Here is a 24658-nt window from a genome sequence, read left to right on the forward strand (position 1 = left end):
CGTCCATGTCGAGGTCTTCCCGATGGCTGTGTAGGAACTTCCATCCTCGGAAGACCTCGACCCATCTCCGGTCACCGACGCGCCGCGAACTCCTGACCGGCACCTACACCTTCAACTGTGAAGAGCCCAGAACCCAGGGCGATTCAGCTGTTACGACAACTCGCTGTTGCAGAGAACTTTGTTGGGGCCGTCCTGCGGTCTGACGACAGCAAACAGGTCGTCGAACACCTCCTCCGCAGCAGCGACGGGTCTCAAAGGAGCCTTGCCTTCAAGACCGCGGAGTGACCGGGCCGCTCCGCCGCAGCTGGCCCGCCTCCCTACCGTCGCGGAACGACCTCATGCTGCGACAGACAAGCCACCGCCGAAACGTCGGCCAAGCAGCCCGCGGACCTGGTCACGCGTCTGGTGAAGGCGTGGCTGCGTTGGCGATCCCATACGGAACGTGCACTCCTGCGTACAGGTTTTCCGCTCCGTCTAAATGAATAGTTTGATCGTCGAAGAAGATGTGCGGCTTTAAAACGCTAAGAACAGCCAACTTTTCGACGCCGCCCAAGAAGAACGCTTCATCGACGGTCACGCCCCAGTCGCGAAGGGAAGTCACTGCCCGCTCGTGCGCCGGGGCGTCTCGTGCGGTTACGAGCGCAATCCGAAGTCTCGGTTCGTAGGAAGGATCTTGCTTGGTCCTTGCCGTTTCTAGATCCTGAATTAGGTTCAGGTCGGCCAACAGGTTTTTAAGCGGCCCCTCAGGGATCGGAACATCTCGGTTAGCGAGTTCGTGCTCCTTATACGGTCCAAGCCCGCCTGCAGTCTTATAGACCGTCTCAGCAGAGTCGTCACCAAGGACCCCGTCAAAGTCGAACGCCACCCGCAGCTCAGGATCTTGTGGGTCGTCCGCGGCTGCACGAGACAACACCCGCCCAGCCGGATGCCCCGCCTCGATCGCCGCCTGAACATCCTTCGCACTTTCGCTTAGGAACAAGGACATGCCAAGCGCCGGCATGTACTGGTGCGTCTGCCGCCCCCGGCTAAAGACCGCTCGTGTGATCGGCAAGTCGTGATGCCGAACTGAATTCATCACCCGCAAGCCGGTTACTGGGTCATTCTTCGAAAGGATGATGACCTCGACCGGGGGGTTCTCCGGGCGCAGGTCGTTCAGTCCCAACAACCGCTGGACGAAGGGGAAAGCGGCGCCCTGATGCAATGGATCGTCAACGCGGTCCATCTGATATACCCGGTACGCCTCCTCGTTCGTCTCCAAGAAGTAGGCGTCCGAATCAGTCAAGTCGAAGAGCGCGCTGGAGGCTACGCCAATGACCAGTCGGTTCTTTAAGTCATAAGGAGGCACAGGCCCCATTGGATCATCTGTGCCAGCCGCATCCGAACTGACCCATCGCCCCGACGCCACCCGAGGCAACAGCATCAAGCACGGCCCACCGAGGAGGTTCGACCGTTCGTCGGCCTCGGGGCGCGCCGCCCGGAAGGACGTCGGACGCGCGGCAGCCACCTCACCACTAGCCACACCCACGCGAGGGAGCCGTGTCCCGCTCGGCTGCCCGGCCAAGCCCTCGACCACTCCGCTCAAGACCCCGGCTGACTCGGTCACCTGCCGACGCCAACCGGACGCCCACCCACTGGACCCCTAACCTGCCGATCCTTTTGGCGGGGGGACTCGACCGATCATTGCGCGATCCCCCGAGCAGCATGGCAAACTGGACCAGATGGGAGGAGCGGCATCGTGACTGAGTCACGCACTGAGAGGTCAGAGTTGGCGACGGAGGTAGTCCTCGCGTGGACTGACCCGTCCGTCGCAAATCCACTCCTCGAGTGCCTCGAGTCCCTCCACCCCGGCGCCAACCTCGTCTACCTCAGTCGACCTCGCATCGACCACAGGACCGATCGGGCCGCTGATGGCGGGGACATCGAGCTCCCGACCGCGCTGACTGACGCCTTCCCGCACAGTGCTTTAGTCGGACCCGCGCTCTCCGACACCCGCCAACATGGCGCGTCGCTGCGTCCTTGGCTCGAAGTGCTCGCACGTCGCGCAGACGCCGTGATGTTCGCGGACGGATGGGCGACAGACCCCGAATGTGTGCTCGAGTACGCCTCAGCGTTGCTCTCAACGACCCCCACATTCACCACGACCGGAAGCGTCCTCACCGAAACCGCAGCCGCGGACCTCCTCAGTCAGACCCACGCGACACGCCTCCAGTCCAACGCGATAACCCCCCTCGCAGAGGCCGAGACCTGGACCAAGACCTTCGCCCAGCATCGGCCCAAAGACCGGCAGCTAGCCGCAACCGCCCGAACCTCCAATACCGCCTATTTCGCGAGTTTCGCAGCGCACACAGGCTGGCTTCGCTACTCGAATCTCCCTGGCACCCGCGATCGACGTCGCCAACCGTTCAGCGACCTCATCAACGACTTGCTCAACCTTAGCGCCAACTCGTCCGTAAACGTGCGGACCTTCCGACTCGACTCACCCCAAGGCAACCCATTCCACTACGGTCTTACCGACCCCAACGATATCGAACAATTAGTCAAGCAAGTCATCGAGGACGGCTACTTCGCAATTGTGAACGAAACTGTCGACCAACACGACGGCGGTGTCTCGGGGGTAAGCCTTAACAGCGTAGTGGAGTTCGCGCCCGACGCGACGCCGCGAAGCGTCGAACGAACAGGCGCCTGCCGGACCTCCATCGACATGGCCAACAAGATCCTAAAGATCGTCTACGGGGCGGCCACGACGGTGCCCGCCGCCCCCGGGCAACGCGTGGAATTCAGTTGCCATCCTCACCGGGTAGGACCCATGCGCTCGTCAACACTTACCTGGGAAGCCGGACCCGACCAATCAGCCCTCCCAGCCCACCCACCGCGCTGGCCAAACGACTTCAGCCGTCACATCGGCGACAAGACATTCGGTCTCATCATCGCCCACCTCTGCGGTGCAGCAGTCCCTCACACCAAAGTCATCAACCGCAGGGTCGCGCCATTCGAGTTCGGCACACCGACCGGCACAAACGAATGGTGGATCCGTACCGCACCCACTGAAGCACAGCCCGGACTCTTCACCACCGACCGCGGTTGGCGTGACCCGTTCGAACTGCTTGCAAAGGAAGACCCAGGTCGTCTCATCGCGTCGGTGCTGTCGCAAGAAAGCGTCGACGCCGTCTGGTCCGGCGCATCCGCACCAAACACCGGCCTCACCGGTTCCCTACTCGAGGGCGTGCCAGGCTTTGGCGATGACTTCATGCTCGGACGACAAAGCGCACAACCAATTCCCGCCGACATCACCAAAGCCGTAACCGACGAAATCGAACGCCTCGAGGACGCCCTTGGCCGCGTCCGCGTCGAGTGGGTCTGGGACGGACAACGGGTGTGGATAGTTCAACTCCATCACGCGGGCGCACCGGGACAAAACTCCCTATCGCACGGTGAAGCAACCATCTGGTTGCCGTACGACCCAGCCGACGGACTCGACGACCTAAGGCGACTCGTTGCCCGAGCCGGCCGCGAAGGCGCGGGTGTACTTGTAACCCGGCCAGTCGGTGTGACCTCCCACGTGGGGGACATCCTTCGGAAGGCCAACGTGCCAGGCCGGTTCGACGAGTAATTCAGTTCTACACGCCCACCCGAAGAGTTCAGCGATACCGTCGCGATTCTGCGGCGTGCGCCGGGTCCCCCCGCTCAGTTGGGTCCGCACGGCTCGAAGAAGCGGTGCTCGATCCGGCTGTACAACCACAATTCGCAGAAATGGTGGGAGTAGCGTCCTTTGTGACCTCGCCCTGGTCGTGGTGTCACACCAGGGACTTCCAAGGCGGCCAGGTGCCAGCGGCACGGCTGCCCGGGTCGAGTCGTCTGTCAGGTCGTGTGCCAGCAGGGCCACCGACTTGCCGCGGACCGGCCGACCCGACCCCTGAGTGGACCAACATGTCGCACGAATCTTGGAACGCTTAGGCTCGGGATACGGACATCGCGAGTCCCTTCGAGGTTCTCGGCTTGGCCAAAGAAGCGGAAGGGGGCCTTCACCCCTTTGCAGGCTCAGGTCGTGTCGTCGCACGATCTCGCTCAACGAGCCTGAGCATCACCAGATGGCTCGTGCAGATGGCCCGCGCCGGGTCCGCTTACCCCCGGATGCCGCCCCGACCTGAGCGCACCGGTCCAACGCGTACGGGGCCTATGAGCGGTGCCGCCACCTTACGACCGCCCGCTATCGACACTTCAGACCAAGTGGCGCCACCCGGACGTTCCGGTCAAGCCGCGCCACACCACCTCGCTCGGGTGATTGACGCCCACAACGAGCAAGCACAACGGAGCTCGTTCACAAACCAGCTCAAGCCAACGTCGCCGAGACCCGCGACAGGGCCGACCAGGGACGGGTTCTGATCGTCGATCCTCGGCAGCGTCGGTCACAGTCCGCCGAGCTATCAGTCGAGGTGGACCGACAACTGTTGGGTCAGGACTAGGTGTGCTTCTAGCTACGCCCTGAGCGCGCTTTGCAGTTCCTTGACGTTATGTTGAAGGACGTTGCCTGCGCCGACTCCCGGCTGGGCGCACGACTCCTCAGGACCGAAACGCAGATCCTGGAGGAGTCGGAGTTTGCGCTCACGGGCGAACACCACTCAATGAGTCGTGCTCGTCCTCCCGAACTGCTGATGTGGCTCATGAGATTCACGTTGCTGCGCGTCCTTGGTCCGCGTCGCTAGGAACCGTTTGGCCCGTAACCGAGCCCCATATTGGTGAGCGCTCGGGCTGCTGCGCGGGACTGCGGGAGGCCGACTTGACCCCGAACCTTTCGCGGTGCTCGCCGCAGCCTGCAGTCGAGCGTTGTTGCGGCGGAAGACGCTGACGCCGTCCGCAGGATCTCGGTGGCTCGTCGCAGGCGGATGGCCACCCGTCCTCTAGAGCGAACTGGAGTGCCTTATCCGTCATCCGCACGAATTCGCGGATGTCCCTGGAGACGGCGAGGTTGTGCAGTTCGGGCGGCGGCTGACGACGGTACGGCCACCGATTCGGCTTGCCTCGCGGCCGCACGTAGGTCTGCGCGCCCTGGAGTACCCCTTGTGCATCCTTCCTGCAGATGTATACGTAGTGCTCGAACTCGTTCACGTCGAAGACCGCGACCCGGAGGCGGTTGGACAAGGTGAACCGGCGTAGCGCAGGGATTGCGGGCGGGTCGCTGTGGCCGTTCTGGGCGCAAGCGACCAGGTCGAAGTCGGACCACTTGGCGAACTCGTCGTCGCTGAGACCTGGCTACATGGCCGCTATTTGGTCGTCGTCGATTCTGACCACTAGGAGGCAGCCGTCGCGCAGGTTGCCCATCGCCATCACCGACCTGGCGACCTTGGCCACGAAGAACGTGTTGCACAGCACCAGCCAGGCGCCCGTCAGCTCCAGGCGGCGCAACTCAGCTCCACCCGCCAGCAGCGCCTCGAGCTCCTCAACAGTGACCACGTCTCCACCCTGGGACCGCTGGGGCCCTCTCGGCCCGACATCATCGACGAGAGGTCCGACCACCTGCCCCGGCTCCCGGATGGCACGGAGGGCATCTGGAGGTCTTCTGGTGCGGATCAAGGGGGCAGGCCGGGACGTCTCGACGAAGATTCGATGTTACCTATCCGTGCAGAAGACCCCCGTTAGGCGGACCTGTCGGGGGTCGGTGTGTAACTGAAGCTATGACGTCCCCGGGCCCCGAACAGGAACCACCCGGACACGAGGAAACTACTGATACCGCCCCTGAGGGCCCGCCCACTGGGTCGGCTGCTAAGGGTCGTGGGTTCGTTCACGGCGACGACCGGCTCAAGGAACTGCTCGCTCGACCTGGGATGGCGCAGGCGGTGGCTGCGCTACAGACGGAACCCTTGGTGAACCCGGCAGATGTCCTCACCGACAACCTTCGCGCCCAGGCTCAAGCACTGTTCGACGCGGTCGGTGCCACTGACGTGGCGATCTTCGGGTCCGTCGCCGAAGGCACCTCGCAACCGGGCAGCGACCTTGACCTCGTTGCGAAGTTCCCACCCGCGTTCAACCTCTTCAACCTCATCGACCTGACCGAGGCCCTAGAAGCGCTCTTCGGCCACAACGTCGACATCGTTTCCGACGACCCCCGCGCCGGTGCCGGCATTGACGAAATTCGCGCCACCTCCGTCCCACTGTTCAGCCGCTGAGCCTGACCGATGCGGAGATCCGCCATCGACCTGCCCGAACGAGACGCCTACACCCGTACCCCAGCTGCTTAGCGACTCGCTGGATCGTGCCGGCATCGGTTCTCAACTTGGCCGCGGTCAACCCGAACTATGAAGCTCTATGAAGCCATGGTCCGATTATGAAGCGGCCTGCGGTTCGTTGGGCGTCGCTAGGACCTTCCTACCTGCGCGAGGGCGCCTGTGCATCGCCCTGCGTAGAAGCGTGGGCCCGGGGCACTGGCGTCATTGGGCTCGTCCAGCAGAGACCTGTCGAACGGAGTCCGCCGCGATACATCGGGGCACCCCGGCCCTGAGCTTCTTACCGACGTTGCTGAAGCGTCCCTGTTCAGCGCAGATGGAACGACGACGTCGTTTGTTCACGGAATTGGGCATCGCCATCGGCTCCTGATCGGGCAAAGGAGGTGTCGCGTCTGAGGGGCCCATCAGGGTCAGATGCGTAGTTAATTTGGGTCATCTTTCGGTTGGCATGTGGCATTCCACCTGTGGGTCGTGTTTGTCTCCCTGCGGGGTCGGCCAGATCGGGCGACGGGGAGTGGTGACGTCGTGCGTTTGTCTCGGTTTGTGTCCTCGATGTGTGCCGCGGTGGTGGCTTCGGGTGTGCTGGCGGTGGGTGTTCCCGCTGTGAGCGAGGCTGAGGTCGACCCCGGTGTGGGTCCGGTGGTGGTGGTCGATTCGCAGGATGTTCCGGTGGTGCCGGCGCACCCCATTGCAGGGTCGGGGGCTGTCGGTGATGTGGCGGACCGGGTTGATCCGCTCCCGAGTGTTGCGTCCGATCCCGTTGAGGGATCGGCTTCGACTGACCTGAGTGCCACGTGGGCTGACGTGCCGGGTCTGCCGGTGGAAGTCCGCGCAGTCGACCCCGCAGACCCCGCAGACCCCGCTGACCCCGTAGACCCCGTGCCCGGGTCGTCTGATTCCCCGGCGCAGCAGCCGGCGCCGGCCGAATCGGGGTCGTTGGTGGAGGTGTCCCTGACGCAGCCTGAGGACGGTGCGCTGGGCGTGGCGTTGCTGCAGGTGCTGCAGGGTGACGCGGCTTCGGATTCTGCTGAGGTTGTGCCGCCCAGCACTGACCCCTCAGCGACTCCGTCTCCGTCTAGCGCTCCGTCTCCCGCTGCGGGTCCTGGCTCAGATGCTGACTCGGGTCCCGGAGGTGGTGTGGATGCGGTGGGTGTGGGTGTCCGGTTCGCGTACACCGATTTTCTGGAGTCCTTTGGCGGTGACTGGGCACAACGGTTGATCGTGGTCGCTCACCCGGCGTGTTTCGCGGTGACTCCTGAGGCTGTTGGGTGTGCAGAGTCGGTGAAGGTCGATGCGGTCAACAACACGGCCGCAGACACGTTGACGTTCACGACGACCGCGGTGCCGTGGCAAGACAATGCCTCGGAGTCGCTGACACCGGACTTGGGTGGGTTGTCGTTCGGTGCGGGTAGTTCAGTGCCGGCTTCGGTGCCTACCGGGGTGAGCGCGGCGGCGACGCCGCCGCCGGTGGGAACGGTGTATTCGGTCTCGGCGGGTGCGGGGACGTATGCGGCGTCGCCGTTGTCGCCGGCTTCGGAGTGGCAGGCCGGAAACGGTGCTGGTGACTTCACCTACCGGGTGCCGGTGTCGGCTCCGACTCCGTCGGTGGGTCAGGCCCCTGAGGTGGGGTTGGACTATTCCTCGGCCAGTGTCGACGGGATGACGATGGCCGAGAACGGTCAGGCGTCGGCGGTCGGGATCGGTTGGTCCGACGTCAGCTCGGGCTATGTGACCCGGTCTTACACCCCGTGTGTCGATGATGGACGCAACATCGGCGACCTGTGTTGGAAGACCGATGGCCAGGGTCTGGTCAATGAGTACACCCTGGTCCTCAACGGGGTGGCTTCACCGTTGGTGCAGGTCGGTGGCGCCCAGCAGGGCACGGCGGTTCCGTCGTTGAGGTACCGGTTGCGCGATGACCCGGGTTGGCGTGTCGAGCTGAGCGTGAGCGCGTCACCGTCGGCGGCCGAGGCGGACAACGCGGACAACAACAACGAGGCGTTCAAGGTCAGCACCCCCGACGGCACCGTGTACTGGTTCGGTTTCGGGCGGGCCGGGGCCACGAGCACCGACTCGGTGTGGACGGCCCCGGTGTACGGCAACAACATCGGTGAGCCGTGCTACAACGCCACGGCCTCTGAGGCGTGGTGCCAGCAGGCGTGGCGGTGGAACCTGGACCGGGTCCAGGACGCCTCCGGTAACCAGACCCGGTACTTCTACGACGCCGAGCAGAACTACTACAACCGGTACGGCTCGACGCTGAACCGCACCTCGTATGACCGTGGTGGTGCGTTGGTGCGCATCGAGTACGGGTTCGACTCCACCGGCCAGGCCCACCAGTTCGTCGGGTTCACCCAGGTCGGTCGCTGCACCAGCGAGATGGGTCCGACCCCGACCGGCGGTTGCGGCACCCCCGGCAACGACGCGAGCAAGCTGTTGTGGCCCGACGTGCCGACCGACCTGATCTGCAGCGGCAACGCGGCCGAGGTGTGCGGGGTGTACTCCCCGTCGTTCTTCACCACCCGCATGTACAAGCAGATCGTCACCTCCACCAACCTGCAGACCAACGCTGGTGCGGTGGTCTCCACCGTCGACCGGTGGACCCTGGAGCACACCCTGCCCGATCCCGACGGTTCCGGCCCGGACACCGCGGACCTGTGGCTGAGCAAGGTCACCCACACCGGGGTCGACGGGGCCGTGATCCTGTCGGACCCACCGATCACCTTCGACGGCACCGCCCGACCCAGCCGCGTCAACGTCACCGAGGCCGGTGGCCGGGAGTACAACAAGCTGCGCCTGGCCTCTATCCGCAACGAGACCGGCGGGCGGATCGACGTCGGCTACGGCCACGCCTCGAGTGCCACCACCTGTAGCCCGTCGTACGTCACGGGCAGAAGCCGTGACAGCTCGACGCGGGAATGCTGGGCTGAGCTGTGGACCCCACCAGCCGGCGGACCCCAACGCTGGGAGTGGTTCCACAAGTACGTCGTCATCGTGGTCGCGGTCGCTGACGACAGCCTGGGGTACCGGTTCAACACCCCCACGACCACTGCGACGGTGCTGGGCTCGCTGCGTTACTACGACTACGAGTACACCGGGGCCCCGGCCTGGCGTTACGTCGACAACCGCAACGCCTACAGCAACACCGCCGACGACACCAAGGACAAGACGACCTGGTCGGACTGGCGCGGATACGAGAAGGTCTCGATCCACACCCGCAACATCAACGCCACCAACAACGGCCCCGCCACCGGCGACACCGCGTTGCGGACGGTGAGCGTGTACCGCGGCATGACCGGCACCCGCAAGACCATCGCCGGAGCCCTCTACACCGCTGATGAGACCCGGCTGAACCTGCAGCAGTTCCAGGGTCAGACCCAACCCTCGGACAACAAGTTCTTCGGCGGCGTCACCGCCGAGGAGTCCACGCTGACCGGTACCGGTGCGCTGATCGAACGGACCTTCCACGACTGGGCGGCCTTCACCACCGCCCAGGAAGGCAAACGCCTGGCCCGCACCCGGTACGAGGCCGCGAGCATCACCACCACCGCCGTCGCCGGTGCCGCCGACCGGACCCGCAAAATGATCTACGAGGTCCAGCGCAGCGAAGACCCCACCACCGAACCCGACATCCTGGCCGGCACCGTGAAGTCGGTCAGCGACCTCGGTGACCCCGCCACCGCCAGTGATGACCGCTGCACCACCAACACCTGGGCCAAGGCCGTACCTGCGCCTGACCCCGCCCCGGGTTCGGGTCCTCCGCCGTCGGCCCCGTACCTGCGGGTGCTCACCGCGACGACCCTGCACGCCGCGAGCTGCGGCACCACCGCGGCCCTGACCGGAGCCAACCTGGTGCGCCGCACTCGCACCGTCTACGACGCCACCGGTCCCAACCAGACCCAGGGCACCATCACCCGGGGGCTGCCGACCCAGGTCACCCGGACCGCCACCGTCACCACCGCAACCACCGCTGGCCCCGACGACACGGCCCTGGTCACCCGAACCCAGTACGACACCTATGGGCGGACCACCGCGGTCTTCAACGCCCGCGGCAACAAGACCAGCATCGATTACCAGACCCCCTCGGGCCCGACGAACCTGACCGGCAACATCGTGACCCGCACCGTGGTCACCGACGCCCAAGGCAACATCAACACCACCGTCACCGAACCGCGACGCCAGCAACCGGTCTCGGTCACCGACGCGAACGACAACACCACCCAGGTCACCTACGACCCGCTCGGGCGCCTGACGACCGTGACCTACCCGGGCAACCCGACCAGCACCCCGAACATGCGCGTGGAGTACGCGCTGAGCACCCAGAGCCCCACCCGGGTCAAGACCACCATGCTGCGCGAGGACGACGGCACCACCGACGTCACCGCGGTGTTCTACGACGGATGGGGCCGCGCCGTCGAGTCCCAGGTCGCCCAGCCGGAGAACCCGACCACCGCTCGCGTGGTCACGGTCACCGGGTACGACAACCAAGGCCTGGCCCGGTACCAGATGCCCGTGGTCCCCGCGACCGGGAACCTGACCAACCCCACCGTGGTCAACCCCCGACCCGCCGACGTCGCCCGTTACACCATCACCAGCTACGACGCCGCCCAACGCCCCACCAGCATCGGCGAGTACACCAACACCACCCTGCGGGCCACGACCCGCACCGCCTACCCCGGCGACCGCACCGTGATGACCCCCGCCGTCGGCGGCGACACCGTGACCCGCACCGACGTCCAAGGCCGACCCACCAGCGTCGCGCTCTACGAGGCCCGCGAAACCAACCCCGCCAACACCAACGGCGCCCTCGACGCCGTCACCTACACCCACGACGCCGCCGACCAGCTCACCACCCTGACCAAGACCGTCGACAACACCCTGCGGACGTGGCGGTGGGGCTATGACCTCACCGGGCGCCAACTGTTCTCCGACGACCCCGACACCGGTGCCACCCTGACCCGCTACGACCCCGACGACAACCCGACCACCGAGACCCGGGCCGCCGGACTCAACCCCGAAGGCGGCACCGGGGTTCGGCCATGGCAGGTCACGGCCCGCGACGTCGACAGCTCCTTCACCACCACCTACGACACCCTGGACCGCCCCACCGTCCGAGTCGACAACACCAACACCTCCCAGCCGTTCGACCAGACCCGCTGGTACTACGACGACCGCACCAACGGCCGCCTACGCCTCAGCCAGGTCGACCAACGCATCATCGGGATCACCGACCCCGCCCACCCCGACCTCGACACCACCACCGCCAGCCTCCCCGAGGTCCCCACCGTCAGGGTCCCCGGACAGTCCACCCCCGTCCCCGACGCCACGGTGCTTACCGCGACCACCGACGCGTATTGGTCGACCTACGTCACCGCCTACGACGAACGCGGCAACCCCCTGGGTTCCGGGGACGCTTACCCCGCCTGGCTCGCCGGCGTCACCATCCCCGCGGGCGCCACCCAGTCCGGGCCCGTCACCGACCTGAAGAACCGGCTCACCTACACCGACACCCAGACCTACAACCAGGCCAACCAGACCCGCACCACCACCTACCCCGAAGGTGGCCAACAAGGCGCGATGAAGGTCACCACCACCTACAAGACCGGTGGCCTGCTCGACACCATGAGCACCGTCGCCTCACCCAGCGTCATCGGCGAGGTCACCGGCCCTGCATCAGGGACCCTCATCACCATCGCCAAGGCCACCTACAACAACATCGGCGAGCTCAACACCCTTACCTCGAGCATCGGTACTGAGACCACCCTGAACCGCCAGTACTCCTTCGAAGCCGCCACCGGACGGATCTCCGCACTCAGCTCAGGCCAGATCAACCCCCTCAGTGCCAACGCCACCGGCACCACCGGCGGGACACTGCCGTCCAGCGCCTACCTGGGGCTCACCCTCGGCTACACCTACGACCTCGTCGGCAACCCCACCAAGATCCTCGGCTCGGCCGGACGCCCCGGGCTAGCCGGCACGACCACCGGTGCCACCACCGTCAACGGGGCCTGGTGCTACGCCTACGACGGACTGCAACGCCTCAAGACCGCCCGCACCGCCCAAACCATCAGCGGCTCGTGCGCCGCGACTGGTGACACCACCGACTCCACCCAACTCACCGGAGCGCCATACCAGCTGACCTACGGCTACACCGACGACCGCCTCACCACCGTCACCCAGACCGGTGGACCCACCGCGACCTACACCTACAACGAAACCATCACCGGCACCGGTGCCACCGGTGGTCTCATCGGAACCGACACCGTCGGCGCCACCGGCCCCCACCAAGCCACCAGCATCACCCTGACTGGAACCCCCGCCATCACCAACCCTGTCGGAACCGGACTCCCGCCGCTGGCCGGGCTCAGCTACGACAACCAGGGCCGCATCACCCAAGCCCTCCCCGTTCCCCTCACACTTGCCGACAACCCCACCGCCCTACCCGCTGGCACACCCACCACAGGGGCGGCCAGCCGTACCAGCACCTACCAGTACGACCACTCCGGCAACCCCACCCTCATCACAACAGCCGACGCCAGCCTCACGAACCCCACCCAACTCCTCGCACGCACCGAAGCCGCCTACAGCCCCGACGGCATCCGCATCGCACAACGCTCCACCGACACCGCAGGTGGCCTCACCACCACCATCTACCGCAGCGACGGCACCGAACAGACCTGCACCGCGACCTGCACCCCCGATGGCCTCACCGGCCCCCGCACCACCCGCTACCTCAACGCACCCACCGGGCCGGTAGCGACCAGAACCTCAGACGGCTGGAGCTGGCACCTCGCCGACAACCAACAATCCATCCGCCTCACCCGCGACCCAACCGGCACCACCACACGCACCAACTACACCCCCCACGGACAACCCACCCCCACCCTCAACACCCCACCCACCCCCAACCCCATCACCGCACCCGGCAACCGCGGCTACCTCAACAAACCCCACGACCCCACCGGCGACCTCCGCCTCGACCACCGCAACATCACGAGTACGTTCAGTTTATTCACGACGCCTGATCCGGTCTTGGTGACAACCGACCCACTCAGTAGCAATCCCTACGCCTATGCTCGGAACAACCCCATCGCTAATTCTGATCCAACGGGGCTCGTGTGTGGCCATGGAAGCGACAGTTATTGTGCCCAGAATTATACACCTGTCGTCCAGGTAGGCGCGGGCCGATCCAATGAGGGCAGTGCCTCACTCCCGCCTTTGACCGACGATCAGCAAAGAGAGATATTTTTTGCTGGAGTCGCGCCTCCAGGCGCATGCGAAACCGCGGACTGCGTTTACGACCGCGTTCAGGATCAGAACTGCAACGACTCGATCTGTTTGCTCCAACTGCAGCGCTATTCAATGAATCTGCCGGTCATCCCAGTCCCAAACCACGAGTTGAGCATCGATGAAGTTGCTTTGCTGGCTGCCTATGCCATAGGCATGTCTGACCTCGGGGTAAGAATCCCCGCCGCAGAAACCGAGTCCCTCGTCGCTAACGCAGCCAAGAACTGCCTGAACTCTTTTACCGCTGATACGCCGGTGGCCATGGCTGACGGCTCAGCTAAGCCGATCTCGCAGGTTAAGGTTGGCGATAGGGTCATGGCGACCGATCCGGAGACTGGGGAGACCAAGGCCGAGCCGGTCGTGCAATTGATCAGGCACTCGGGTCAGCATCAGATGGTCCAGATTTCCCTTACGGATGGGTCCGTCTTGGACTCGACTGGTGGACACCCGATCTGGGACGACACAACCAGCCAATTCACCGTCGCAAGCAAGCTTCGCGTTGGTGATAAGATAATGACAGCTGGCGGGCGCCTAATCGCGATCGCGCGCCTGAGGCGATATGTCTCCGACTTGACGGCCTACAACCTCCAAATCACGCATATCCACACGTATTACGCTGGCAACACGCCGGTCCTCGTGCACAACAGTTGCGGTTATACCCCGGCAGGCGGGTTTGCTGAGTCTGATATCGACGAGGTCGCACAGGCAATCTATCAGCACATCGGTGGAGGCGAACTGCCAGGGCGACCGGGGTTTGCGCAGATCCAAGAGGCGTTGACACGAGGGACGCCAGAGGCGGTTAAGCAGGGGGACGGTAGCATCGCGCAGATGATTAACTATCGCGGTCTTCGGGTGTACATCAACGAGGACCGTCCGTGGCGAAGCACCGCTTTTTACCCGGGAGTTGATTAACGTGGCTCGATCCGACGAATGGCGAGCTGCAGTTGTCGCACTCAACCCGGACGTCTCCCTCTCGATGGGCGAACTGGTCGCTGGTTGGGATTCTCACATAAGACGAATCATCGCCGAACTCGACGCAAAGCAGAACGATCAAACGGTCTGGGGCATTTACGACTTCATCGCGGCGCTTCACCTACGAGACGCGGTTGAGCGCGGGCTGAAGGCGCTTCATGGGTCGCCGTTCGCTGCGGCCTTCGCTGAGGTTGCAGCTTTAGATCAGCGATTCGTTGATCACACCGAAAGGGACCATCACGCGCTCCTCCATGCCTTCCTGGCAGCGGAACAGCCCCGTTCGGACGCATGGTGGTGGCATCGAGTACCGACTCGCGGCCCGATTCGGTTCGACCTAAGCGGGTAGGACACGTCGCGTGCCGGGCCTGATGAGGCTCTTAACCCACGGAAGGATGAGTGCCATGGCAGCACCTAGGAAGAGTTTCGAGAGCGTGCTACTTGGATGGCGGTCGATCTGCCGCGTGATCTAGCGACCAGGGTCGGGTGCGTTGAATTGGGTGGATGCGCAGTTAGGCATCAACCCACAGACGCTACGCAACTGGGACGGTCAGGCCGAGATGGATACGGTCACCGGCCCAGGGGTGGCCCTCGGGTGAGGCGCAGCGGATCGCGGAACCGGTGCGTGAGCTGCGGCGGCTGACGATCCTGCGGACGGCTTCAGCGTTTTTCGCCGCCGCGGAGGTCGATCGCAAGCTGAAAGGAACCACGGCGGTGCTGGTCGACTATAACGCGATCCCCCTTAATCTCGAAGATGCTAAATCCCGAGCCCCGCGGCTCCGCCGTCCAGCCAGCCCGGGCGCACGGGTGGCGGCTTTTTTATAGCGGTAGCAAAAACTCGCCGAAGCGACAATTGCCCTGCGAATGCAGGTCGCTGGATTATGGGTCAGGGTTGCCACCGGGCCGGACGATCGTTGAACCGGGGGCGGCCGAGGCATGCGCGCTACCGCCTTGCGCGCCTGCGACAGTGCGGTGAGGCCCGAAGTGTTTCGAAAGCGGTGGAGCGAGATTGATGTCGACTTTGTTGGCGAGACTGATTCGCCAGAGGTTGTTCAGACTCCGGCATTTTTTGGACTGTTACGGGCTCTGGCAACCTAAGTCGGTTGTGCCGACACCTGGCCTAATGGAATGTAAGTCGTCTTAGTCTTCGATGAGGCCTGTCATCGGTTCAACCTGTGATAAGAAGTCGCGGATCGAGCTAACGTGACGAGACAATGAGACCCGGTCGTGAAATGAGTCGTGGCTTCCAAAACCCATAACCGTAGGCTGGCGGTGTCCGTGGGTGTAGTGTTATGTGCCCGGTCGTCTCGTGTCGTAGACGACGCTGAACTCGATTCCGTCCACGGCTAACTCAGATGGGTCCGGCGACGCTTCATCATCAATTGGCACGCGGGTATGAAAGCATCGCCGACAGTGTCTCAGCCCCCCAAGCCCCAGGTGCCATTTGCTGAGACGCGACTGCGTTAGAGGTGGTCGGTCGATTCCGGGTGGTTCCTCGGACTGCGCGGCGACTTGTGGAGCGCTCAAGCTGAAAGGGGGGCGGGCGCATCACCAGACACACCAGACCAGCATAAACCAGTTTCATCTAGACCGCTGAATTGCCCCGGGTCTGGTGGAGGCTCCGGTATGTCCCGGGTTCTTCGATGTCTGTGTTTCTAGATTCTGGTGCCTGAGCAGATGGAACTGTAGGGCTATTGGGCAGAGATCAGACGTAAGGTCCTACACCTGCTTGCAGTACGACTCAGCGTCGTGAGCGTGGCGCACGAGCTTGATCCTAGCAATTGACGATCTACGAGGTCTCGACACCAGGACCGCACCGGCCGCGGGTGCCCCGTGTCCGCCCGAGCTCGACCGCCTTCCGGGTCGCTACCTTATGCAGCTCGTCGGGGTAAGTTTTGGGTGCAGCCATAACTCTCATTAATCAAAGATTGGGAGCTTCCGCTACAGCCGGGGTGGTTCGCCACCCAGCCTCAGCGGTCTTTGGGAACCGGGGGACCTCAGAGAGGTTGGTTGTCGAGGCCAGGGATGGTCGGGTCGTCGATCTTGCGGTTGATGTGATGCAGGAGTTCCTTGGTGGCGAGCATTGCTCGGTCTAAATGTGTGGCCAGGTCTTCTGTACCGTAGTTGTAGGCGCGTGACAGTGCCCCGATTCGTCGGTCGAGTTCTCTGGCCATCTCGAACAGGGTGACGAGGCTTCGCCTGCTCACTGCTACGGAGTTCTTGTTAGACCAGCGCTCGCGTTGTCGCTTGAGGGCTTTGTACTTCAGGTGGTGGGTGTCGCAGAGCTCTGTGCGTCCCTTCTGTTTTAGGACGCTGTTGCAGGCGACGCACCAGCGGACGTAGCGGTCTGTACTGAAGCGGCATCGATCGATGAATTCGCCATTGACGTACATGTCCGGGCGGGCGTAACTAAGTAGTTCGACGACGTCGTAGCTGATGTCGGGTCGGTCCTCGGGTGGGAGCACCCGCAGATTTTTGTGGGGCCCGACGGGCGGGTATCGCCGCTTTGGGTTCGTCGGGTCGAGTTTCAAACGCGCCGTCACTTGCCTGAATGTATCTGTTGCAGACGGTCGTGTGGCTGATACCTGACCGTGGGATCGGTAGCCGCTGGTGCCTCTGTTGCGGCATGCCGGCTGCGAGGTCACGAGACTAGTTAGAAGCGTCGTTTGTTGAATGCCTCGATCCGCCGTCGGTCGACGCGGCGAAGTGAACCCGGTGCTTGTCGGAACCTGAACATGTTTTGTCGTAGGTTGTGGTTTCACGGTTACCGTCCGGTTTGGACGGAGGATGCAGGCCGACCGGGTTCGCGCTTGGACGGCGTCCGGGTCGGACTGACACGTTTCGTGACGGGTCGTTCGCAACTCGCGACAGTTGACGTGCAGGTTGTTCGGTTCTGATGTCGAGGCCTCGTCGCGCTGCGTAGGGCACACGATGCGAGAGCTCGCGGGAGCCCGGGGGGCCTAACTGGCACCTGTGTTGTCGCAGGTCGTTGGTGCGTGTGGACGTCGACCAGCACGGTTCTTGCTACACCGGCGAGACGGCAGGCCACCAGGTACTGATCTGGCAGCCGCCTGGTCGGAGATGGCGAATGACACCTGCGTTGTTATGGCTTGGGGGTTGCCCCAGGACCAACAGGTGTGCGTTATTAGTTACACACAGCGCCTGATGGCGCTGCAAAGAGGAGTGCACCGCATTGGCGTGCGGCCACTCCCCTCGAAGCGAAGTCGCTCCGAGGTTGCACCCCCGGTCTTCACAGGACCGGAGAACCACCGAACCCCATCTGCACGAAGGACGATTCGATGTGTACAACCCTTGCAGGCACAAGCATGCCTGCCCCCGCCGACAAGCTCCAGCCCCCGAGCCCCTCGGATTCCGGACGGTTCAGGGCGCAGCCGGTCGGCGTCGATGGCCGAGGCCACCGCCGAGCCACGAGCGTGTCGTCGGCATGAACGCACGAGGGGAGTGCCACGAGGGTCGAGAGGACACATCGCCGCCGCAGTCGGCAGGACAAGCCGCCGCCGAAACCGGCATCGGGGATCTCGGGGCGGCCGTTGCATCCAAGCCTCCGAAGAGGCGGCTGAATCGGTTGACTCCGGAACAGATGCGCCAGCGTCGTGAGAACCTCACCTCCGCCTACCGGCCTGAATCGGACCGTGCGCCATTGGCATGGGGCGAGGTCGTAGACTTAACGGCTGTCGGCCAGGCTGATGGTCCTCCGCCCGCACCCTCGTCGGGTGGTGACTGGTCGCGGTTCAGCGCGACCGAGCCGGAGGTGGAGTCACTTGGCGCGAAGGATGCGAAACCTGCCTCATCCGGTGTCGGTGGGCTGGGACGTGGGGTCGCCTCTGAGAGCACGAGCCTGGCGGTCGGTTCTCGGACCGTTGAACCCATCCGCAGGGGTAGGCGGTCAGTTTCTGATGTGGCAGGTCATCCTTCGGACGACGATGTCGAGGCCGGCGCGGGAAATAGCGCGATTTCCTCGGTCTGGATCATGCGCGAACCGCTCGTTGGCGACGACGAGCGGTACCGGTTCCTTGACGGACGCCGCCCGGTGGGTTCTCCCGAGCAGGTCGGCGCAGTTCGCGCTGAGGTGACGGCGCTGGTGGTTGAACTGAAGTTCAAGGCGAAGGAGCGCGACCGTTATCTGTTCTATCGAGGTATGCGTCATGCGGTGTGGTGCCTGGCCAACAGCCCTGACGGCAGGTACATCTCGGCGCGCGATCTGTCGAACGACGTGATCGAACGGTTTGTGCAGGATCCAGCCAACGGTTTCGGGGACAGCACCAAGGCCACGTATGTGTCGGCTCTTCGGATTCTTGGTGGAAGCCCGGGCCGCAACCGCAAAGCGGCGTTCCAACGAAACGCCAGCACCCCGTACACGCATCAGCAACGGACAAGGCTCTGGGCCGCCGCTGCGGGCATGGAGGACGACTACGTCAACGTGCCGCGTCGTCATGGGCGTGGCGTCGACGCCATGACCATGCTTGCGGTCGGGTTCGGTGCCGGCACGATACGCGGCGAGATCAACTACCTGCGTGCTGACAGCGTCGTCTCACGCCCGCAGGGCGCGTTGGTGCAGGTCGCCCGACAGGGATGGGTGCGCGACGTCCCCGTCTACGGCGCCCTAGGTAACCACCTTCGTGAACGTGCGGCGGCGTTGCCCCCTGACGCGTGGCTGTTCCGGCCTGATTACGCCAAGCGCACTGACGCGGTGTCCAGCTTCACTGAGCAGCTGAAACACGACTATCCGGTCTTCGATGGGTTCACCATGGAGCGGGCCAGGTACCGCTTCCTCATCGACCTACTTACCGGGGGATGCCCCTTCCACGCCGTCTGTGAGATCGCGGGCATCAGGCCCGGTACGAAGCGCCCGACCGATCTGCTGCCCCACATGCCCACGTTGACCTCAAGCGCAGCGGTCGGCCTGATTGACCGGTTCATGCTCGTTCAGCCAGGACCGACCGGCTGAACCCCACGGCCGGCTTCATCCGAAGGCAGGCCCCGCTCACGAGCCAAGCAGGGTAGGCCAGTCCGCCCGGATGTGGCCCGCGAGCATCGGTCCGGGTCGCTGCGGACCCCGGACGCTCACCAGTGGTCGGGGCCTGAACGAGAGCGGGTGAGGTCACGGGACCGACCGAAGCGGGACCCACATCGACACCCGTCAGGCACCGCCACCGTCATCGAGCGGCTGGGCTTGGTTCGCCAAGTGGGTAGTCGCGCCCCGACGGGCAAGGCCCGCCGGCCCTCATGCCTTTGTTCCGCTCTGCGTGGAATGCCCGGCACCAGCCTCGCTAGACCCGATCAAACACCAGACAAGGAAGTAGTCATGCCGCTGACCGGCCCCCTCACCCACTCCACCAGAAACGCCACCTCGGTCTATCTCCGCGAGGGGTTCGAGCTGATGCAGGACATCCGGATTGACCGCTCCCTGAGGGTCCTGGCGGGTCTGACAGATGACGGTGACGCGCCGACCGAGTCCGTGGGTGCACCCGGTCAGCCGGCACAGGTCGGCTCGCAACCAGACACGTTGCCGGACCCGGGCGGGCTGCCCACTAGCGAACCAATCAGCGAACCAATCAGCGAACCAATCAACGACCCGTCGGCCACCGAAGACGACAAGCTCCCCACGGACCGCCTCCACATGGCCGCCATTGGTGCGACGTTCTACGAGCTGTTCCTCTCAGGTCAGGAGCCGACCATGAAGGCAGCCCTCGACGCCTTGCTGTTCGACTACACCGACGACCAGATGGCCATGATCGGTCTCTCGGACTACCGCGCAACAGACCGCGTGGCCAGGATCCGATCGGCCGCCGCGCTGCACGGCCCGCAGAGCCTCACGCCCTTAGGCGACAAGCAGAAAACCTCTAACGCCTACCGGGCCGCGTACCAAAACCTGCAGGCGTTCATCCACCGGTCGCTCGCACCCGTCGACGACACCCCGGTGCTGGCAAACCACGCCGCACAGAACCGCCCGACCGTCGCCGACATCGCCAAGGCCCGCAAGACACCCCGGATCGTGAGAATCCGCCAACGCAAGATGGAATTCCTCAACCAGATGGTCGCCGCCGGGCTTCGGGTCGAGAATCGCAAACGCCACGGCCACGACAGCGTCCTCGACGGCATCCTCGCCGACTTCAAAGGTCATATCGCAGGCGATGAGACCCACATCGCCACATCATTGGCACGAGACATCGCCGTCAAGACGGCACCGGGCAACTTCATGTCCACGAAGATGGCCTACAACCGCCGCTACAAAGGTGCGCCAGCGCTGGTGGGCCTCACCGCGCTCACCGCTGTCGCCGGCCCAGACGACATTCGTGACATCCCCACCGTCGCCCTCGCGTTCGACCTCAACCACGCCACCGGTGGTTATGGTCCCGCGATCGTCAACTGCCTACGCCATGCCGCGGCCAATGGGCTGCGCCCACCAGTGCGATCCAACGAGACTCAGGTGTTCATCGGTGACGGTGGGTATCACGACTCTGTCGGTCTCCTGCGGACGCTCCTCGAACTCGACTACGGACGTGTCGTCAAACCGGCCAAGGACCGCAACCTGTTCCATCAGATCGGTCGCAGTAAGAATCATGACAGCACCCTGACCCAGGGAGTCGTCCTCTTTCACGGGCGCCCGGTCAGCCCGGGTGCCGGTATCGACTGGCTCCGCAGCATCGATCACATCCGCATGACCCCCAGAGAAGACGACGAACAAGCGATCCGCGAGCACGCCGTGATCGACGCCCGCCTCATGACCGCTTCCATGCCAACCGACGGACGGCCGGTCATCGGTCCCGACCGGCCCAGAGGCGGTCAGGTCAAGGACCCTCTCAAACCACTGGCCGAGGTCGCTCGCGTCACTGTCGACTGCCCCATGGCCCGCCTCGTGGGCCGCTGCCACCTGTTCGCCGAGTTCTATCAGCCCGAGTTCGCGCACCTCCACCCGCTTATCGGGTCACCCGAGGACCTCCCAGACAGTCAACGACCCGCCGTCTGCACCAACGCCTCCGGCCAGATGAGGGTCAAGATCCCCCTCGACGGCTTCGCGACCTGGCAGCAACACATGCCCGGCACGTTCGCCTGGACCGACTGGTACACCGGCCCCCGCGCCGCTAACGAGCGCTGGAACTCGGTCCTCAAGAGCCGCGTCGGCCCCCACATGACCCTCGGCGCCGTCCCTGCTCGCCGCGCCGGTCTCTGGTCGTTCCTCACTGCCATTGGAGTGATCGCCGCCAACCGCCGCAGCCTCGAAGGCTGGGACAACCGTGTCCTCCGCAACGGAGGCCGCATCCCCGAACCTCCAGCCAAAGCCGTCCGAGCACGTCGCGCCAAGGTCATCGCTCACAAGCCCACCGAACGTTGACGACAACGAATCCCCGCCACCAACCCCCTACCCCAAATCCATCCACCACCCGAGGACCGCTCATGACCAAACAGCAAGTAGCCCGCCACGGCCACAAAAACCGCAAGGACCCGCATGACGACGACTCGTACTGCGTCGACCCGCGCAACCGGGCTCGCACCCGCAACCCCCACGCCCACACACATCCGGCGCAGCGCGGCGAGGCCTACGTCGCAGTGATGCGCGACCTCGTCGAAGACCACGACGACGCCGTCCTCTACGAACACCGCCTACAGGAGCTCACGCGAGTGACCCGACCCTTCGACAAAATGAACGCCGACGACCTGAACCAAGTCCTGGAGGGCGTCCACGATGCCCTCCTTGCGCTCCTCACCGAGCTGATTCCGGACCGCCGCCGAACCGTCCGCGCCCACCGCGACCCGGTCGGGCTATGAGTGACAACTCGGCGACTTCCCGGCAAGTTGCCCTGCTAACCATGCGGGAACCGCAGCGTGACACCCGGTTGCTGCCAATCCGAACCCGCAACCCGGCCGTGCCGACCGACCTATTCTCCCCGCCTCGCCGTGGGCCGAGAACTACGTGGGGCTGTCGGAACGCGCCTGGTCGACACAGCGAACCAGGCGGCCGCCTCACGGTGCGCGTGTCTACCGAAGCCATCCACGGGGCACGCGGGCGGCCAAAGTAACCGCGATAGTTCGAACCAGACCCCCGATGAGGTACTCGGCTGCCGATACCAGTCAGGACCACTCGTCGGAACCTTCATGAAGGAACCCACGGCGACCCGACACCCCAGACCACCCGAGACCACCCGAGACCACCTGAGACACCTGAGACACCTGAGACACCTGAGCCGCCCAACTCTAGGCGACCGCTACGAACCGGACTGCTCCCATACGCCAACCCTGCCTTCCTACATACAAAGGCGACCGAGCCCGTTATCTGGTGTCACGCTCGGCGACTAGCCGTCCAAGTGTTCAAGAGGTGACCTGTCCACAACCGGCCCCAAACTAATCACCAAGCCCCCAACTCCAAGGATCACGACTCATGAACATTCACGAACTGACCCAGTTCGCGCAGGCGGACACTGACTGGACGTCACTGACCACCGACTACATCGCTGAAGTCATGGCCCCGTGGCCCGAGGCGCTGCCCAAGAACGACCGTAGCCAGCGGATGGACCTTGAGCGGGGACGAATCTGGGGGGTCGCCATGGTCATCGGAAGACAGCTCGAAATCAACGAACGGCACGACCTGGCGAAACACATCATCGCTCAGGCAGACCGACTCGCCGGACCATTCGTTCCACAGGCCGAGGGGCCCGACTCGGAACACTTCCTCCAGGGACTGAACGAGGCTTTCACTGTGGCAATGAACTACCTGACTGCCGACCGAAACTAGGTCCCGCCCCCAAGCCTTGGCGCCGCCTCCCAACCCAGGTCAACCGGACCAGCCACCAGAACCGCCTCCTATGGAGGCGGTTCTTCGCGTACAACGGTCCATGCGAATCGCAGGAGATAGTGCGGCCCAAACTTCGACCAAGTCCAAGTTGCCGAAACCAAAGCACTCCTATTCAGTTCAGTCGTCACTTCGACACGACAGCCAACGCACGACAGACGACAGGTGTGGGCCTGCCAGCCGCCCATCACAAGCCGCTGACCTGCGGAAATGAAGCGCAGGAGATCAACGAGTCGGATCACAGGAGGTCATAGACAAGAACTGTCCATGAGCCGCAACTATGAACCGGCCACTCGAGACCGAGGGTCCGGCTGAGGCCGGGCCCTCGGTCGTTCTCGGCCAGTCCGCACCCGCGCAGCGCAGCGACCTCCGCACGTCGAGCGAGGGGCTCCTCACGCATCCGGTGGCCGGGCGTCAGCCGGAGGCGCCCGCGCGTACGCCGTGCTCGGTCGCGACCCGCTCGGCGAAGGCCGCGAAGGACGTGGCCGGTCGGCCGAGCAGCCGTTCGGTCACGGCGAGCTCCTTGGCCGACGTCGGCACCGCGAAGCGCCGCAGCAGCCGGAAGGACGCCAGCCAGTCGTCGAGCCGGTGACCCTCCAGGTGGGCGCGCAGGGCGGTCTCGAGCGCCGTGTCGTCGTCCCCGGCGTAGCGGACCGGCACCCCGAGCACGTCGGCCCAGGTCCGGGCGCACTCCTCGCCGGTCAGCGAGCGCGGGCCGACCACGGGGTAGCTGCCCGCGGGGAAGTCGGGGTCCAGCAGCGCGGTGGCCGCGATGTCGCCGAGGTCCCGGAGGTCCACGCGGTTGAGGCCCTTGGGGTGCATCGGGTGGACGAAGTCACCCGCGCGGATGACGTCGAGGAGCACCTCGTCGTTCTGCATGAAGTTCGTCGGTGCCAGGACCACGGGCCGGGTGCGGGAGGACTGGACCATCCGCGCGATCGAGATCTTGCCGCGGTAGCGGGGGAGCACGTGCGCGAAGTACCGGCGCATCAGCCAGGCCACGACGGGGTTGGCGGCGGCGACCGCCACCCCCGCGAACACCAGCCTCGCGCCCGTCGCCTCGCAGGCCTCGACGACCGACGCGGTGAGCGCGACCTCGTCGGTCTCGTGCGGGGAGATGTGGAACACGACGCGGATGCCCTCCAGGGCGTCGCGGAGCGCGGCCGGGTCGCGCAGGTCCCCGACCCTGACGTCGAGGCCGTCGGTGCTCGCGAGTCGTGCGGGGTCACGGACGAGCACGCGAGCCGGCGCGCCGCGACGGCGCAGGGCGGCGAGCACCTCGCGCCCCATGAGGCCGGTGCCTCCGAGGACGAGGATGTCGGACGAGGTGGTGGGGCTCATGCGGGTCTCCTGTGGTCAGCGGGCCGGG

At 64.7% G+C, this 24658-nt stretch carries 13 protein-coding genes; 9 read left to right on the plus strand and 4 right to left on the minus strand.

Features of this window, described 5'->3' with window-relative positions:
* Positions 1-394: 394 nt before the first annotated feature.
* Entirely contained in the window at positions 395-1345 is a 951-nt protein-coding gene (locus tag FZC61_RS22085; protein WP_425465830.1) for a 5'-nucleotidase, read from the minus strand.
* Between the two features lie 390 nt (positions 1346-1735).
* Between FZC61_RS22085 and FZC61_RS22090 the strand changes: the two genes are divergently transcribed.
* On the plus strand, positions 1736-3610 hold the full coding sequence (locus FZC61_RS22090; protein ID WP_148616432.1) for a hypothetical protein: 1875 nt from the start codon (positions 1736-1738) through the stop codon (positions 3608-3610).
* A gap of 1640 nt (positions 3611-5250) precedes the next feature.
* On the opposite strand, the gene FZC61_RS22095 is transcribed toward FZC61_RS22090, so the two are convergent.
* The gene (locus tag FZC61_RS22095; protein WP_148616433.1) at positions 5251-5451 is read right to left on the minus strand and encodes a hypothetical protein; all 201 of its coding nucleotides are present in this window, start codon (positions 5449-5451) and stop codon (positions 5251-5253) included.
* A 410-nt stretch (positions 5452-5861) separates the two neighbouring features.
* Between FZC61_RS22095 and FZC61_RS23260 the strand changes: the two genes are divergently transcribed.
* The 4 genes from FZC61_RS23260 (at position 5862) to FZC61_RS22115 (ending at position 15302) form a co-directional block, all read left to right on the plus strand.
* Entirely contained in the window at positions 5862-6164 is a 303-nt protein-coding gene (locus tag FZC61_RS23260; RefSeq protein WP_170286230.1) for a nucleotidyltransferase family protein, read from the plus strand.
* Positions 6165-7373: 1209 nt separating this feature from the next.
* The gene (locus FZC61_RS24025; RefSeq protein WP_148616435.1) at positions 7374-14420 is read left to right on the plus strand and encodes a polymorphic toxin-type HINT domain-containing protein; all 7047 of its coding nucleotides are present in this window, start codon (positions 7374-7376) and stop codon (positions 14418-14420) included.
* A 1-nt stretch (position 14421) separates the two neighbouring features.
* On the plus strand, positions 14422-14826 hold the full coding sequence (locus FZC61_RS22110; protein ID WP_148616436.1) for a hypothetical protein: 405 nt from the start codon (positions 14422-14424) through the stop codon (positions 14824-14826).
* Between the two features lie 272 nt (positions 14827-15098).
* Entirely contained in the window at positions 15099-15302 is a 204-nt protein-coding gene (locus FZC61_RS22115) for a hypothetical protein (RefSeq protein ID WP_148616437.1), read from the plus strand.
* Between the two features lie 1172 nt (positions 15303-16474).
* Here the strand turns inward: FZC61_RS22115 and FZC61_RS22120 are convergent.
* The gene (locus tag FZC61_RS22120; protein ID WP_148616438.1) at positions 16475-16942 is read right to left on the minus strand and encodes a hypothetical protein; all 468 of its coding nucleotides are present in this window, start codon (positions 16940-16942) and stop codon (positions 16475-16477) included.
* A gap of 1454 nt (positions 16943-18396) precedes the next feature.
* Here FZC61_RS22120 and FZC61_RS22125 point away from each other — a divergent pair.
* From FZC61_RS22125 to FZC61_RS22140, 4 genes are all read left to right on the plus strand, one after another.
* Positions 18397-19446: a hypothetical protein gene (locus FZC61_RS22125; protein ID WP_148616439.1), complete on the plus strand. Its 1050-nt coding sequence runs from the start codon at positions 18397-18399 to the stop codon at positions 19444-19446.
* 357 nt (positions 19447-19803) lie between these two features.
* Positions 19804-21834 carry a hypothetical protein gene (locus FZC61_RS22130; protein ID WP_148616440.1) on the plus strand — a complete coding sequence of 677 codons (2031 nt, stop codon included), beginning with the start codon at positions 19804-19806 and terminating at the stop codon, positions 21832-21834.
* A 62-nt stretch (positions 21835-21896) separates the two neighbouring features.
* On the plus strand, positions 21897-22268 hold the full coding sequence (locus tag FZC61_RS22135; protein ID WP_148616441.1) for a hypothetical protein: 372 nt from the start codon (positions 21897-21899) through the stop codon (positions 22266-22268).
* A gap of 610 nt (positions 22269-22878) precedes the next feature.
* Positions 22879-23232 (plus strand): hypothetical protein, encoded by a 354-nt coding sequence (locus tag FZC61_RS22140; RefSeq protein ID WP_148616442.1) that lies wholly within the window; start codon positions 22879-22881, stop codon positions 23230-23232.
* Positions 23233-23703: 471 nt separating this feature from the next.
* Here the strand turns inward: FZC61_RS22140 and FZC61_RS22145 are convergent, their stop codons facing one another.
* On the minus strand, positions 23704-24630 hold the full coding sequence (locus tag FZC61_RS22145) for an SDR family oxidoreductase (protein ID WP_148616443.1): 927 nt from the start codon (positions 24628-24630) through the stop codon (positions 23704-23706).
* Positions 24631-24658: the final 28 nt, after the last annotated feature.

This window comes from Nocardioides rubriscoriae (genome assembly GCF_008087085.1).
GTDB lineage: Bacteria > Actinomycetota > Actinomycetes > Propionibacteriales > Nocardioidaceae > Nocardioides > Nocardioides rubriscoriae.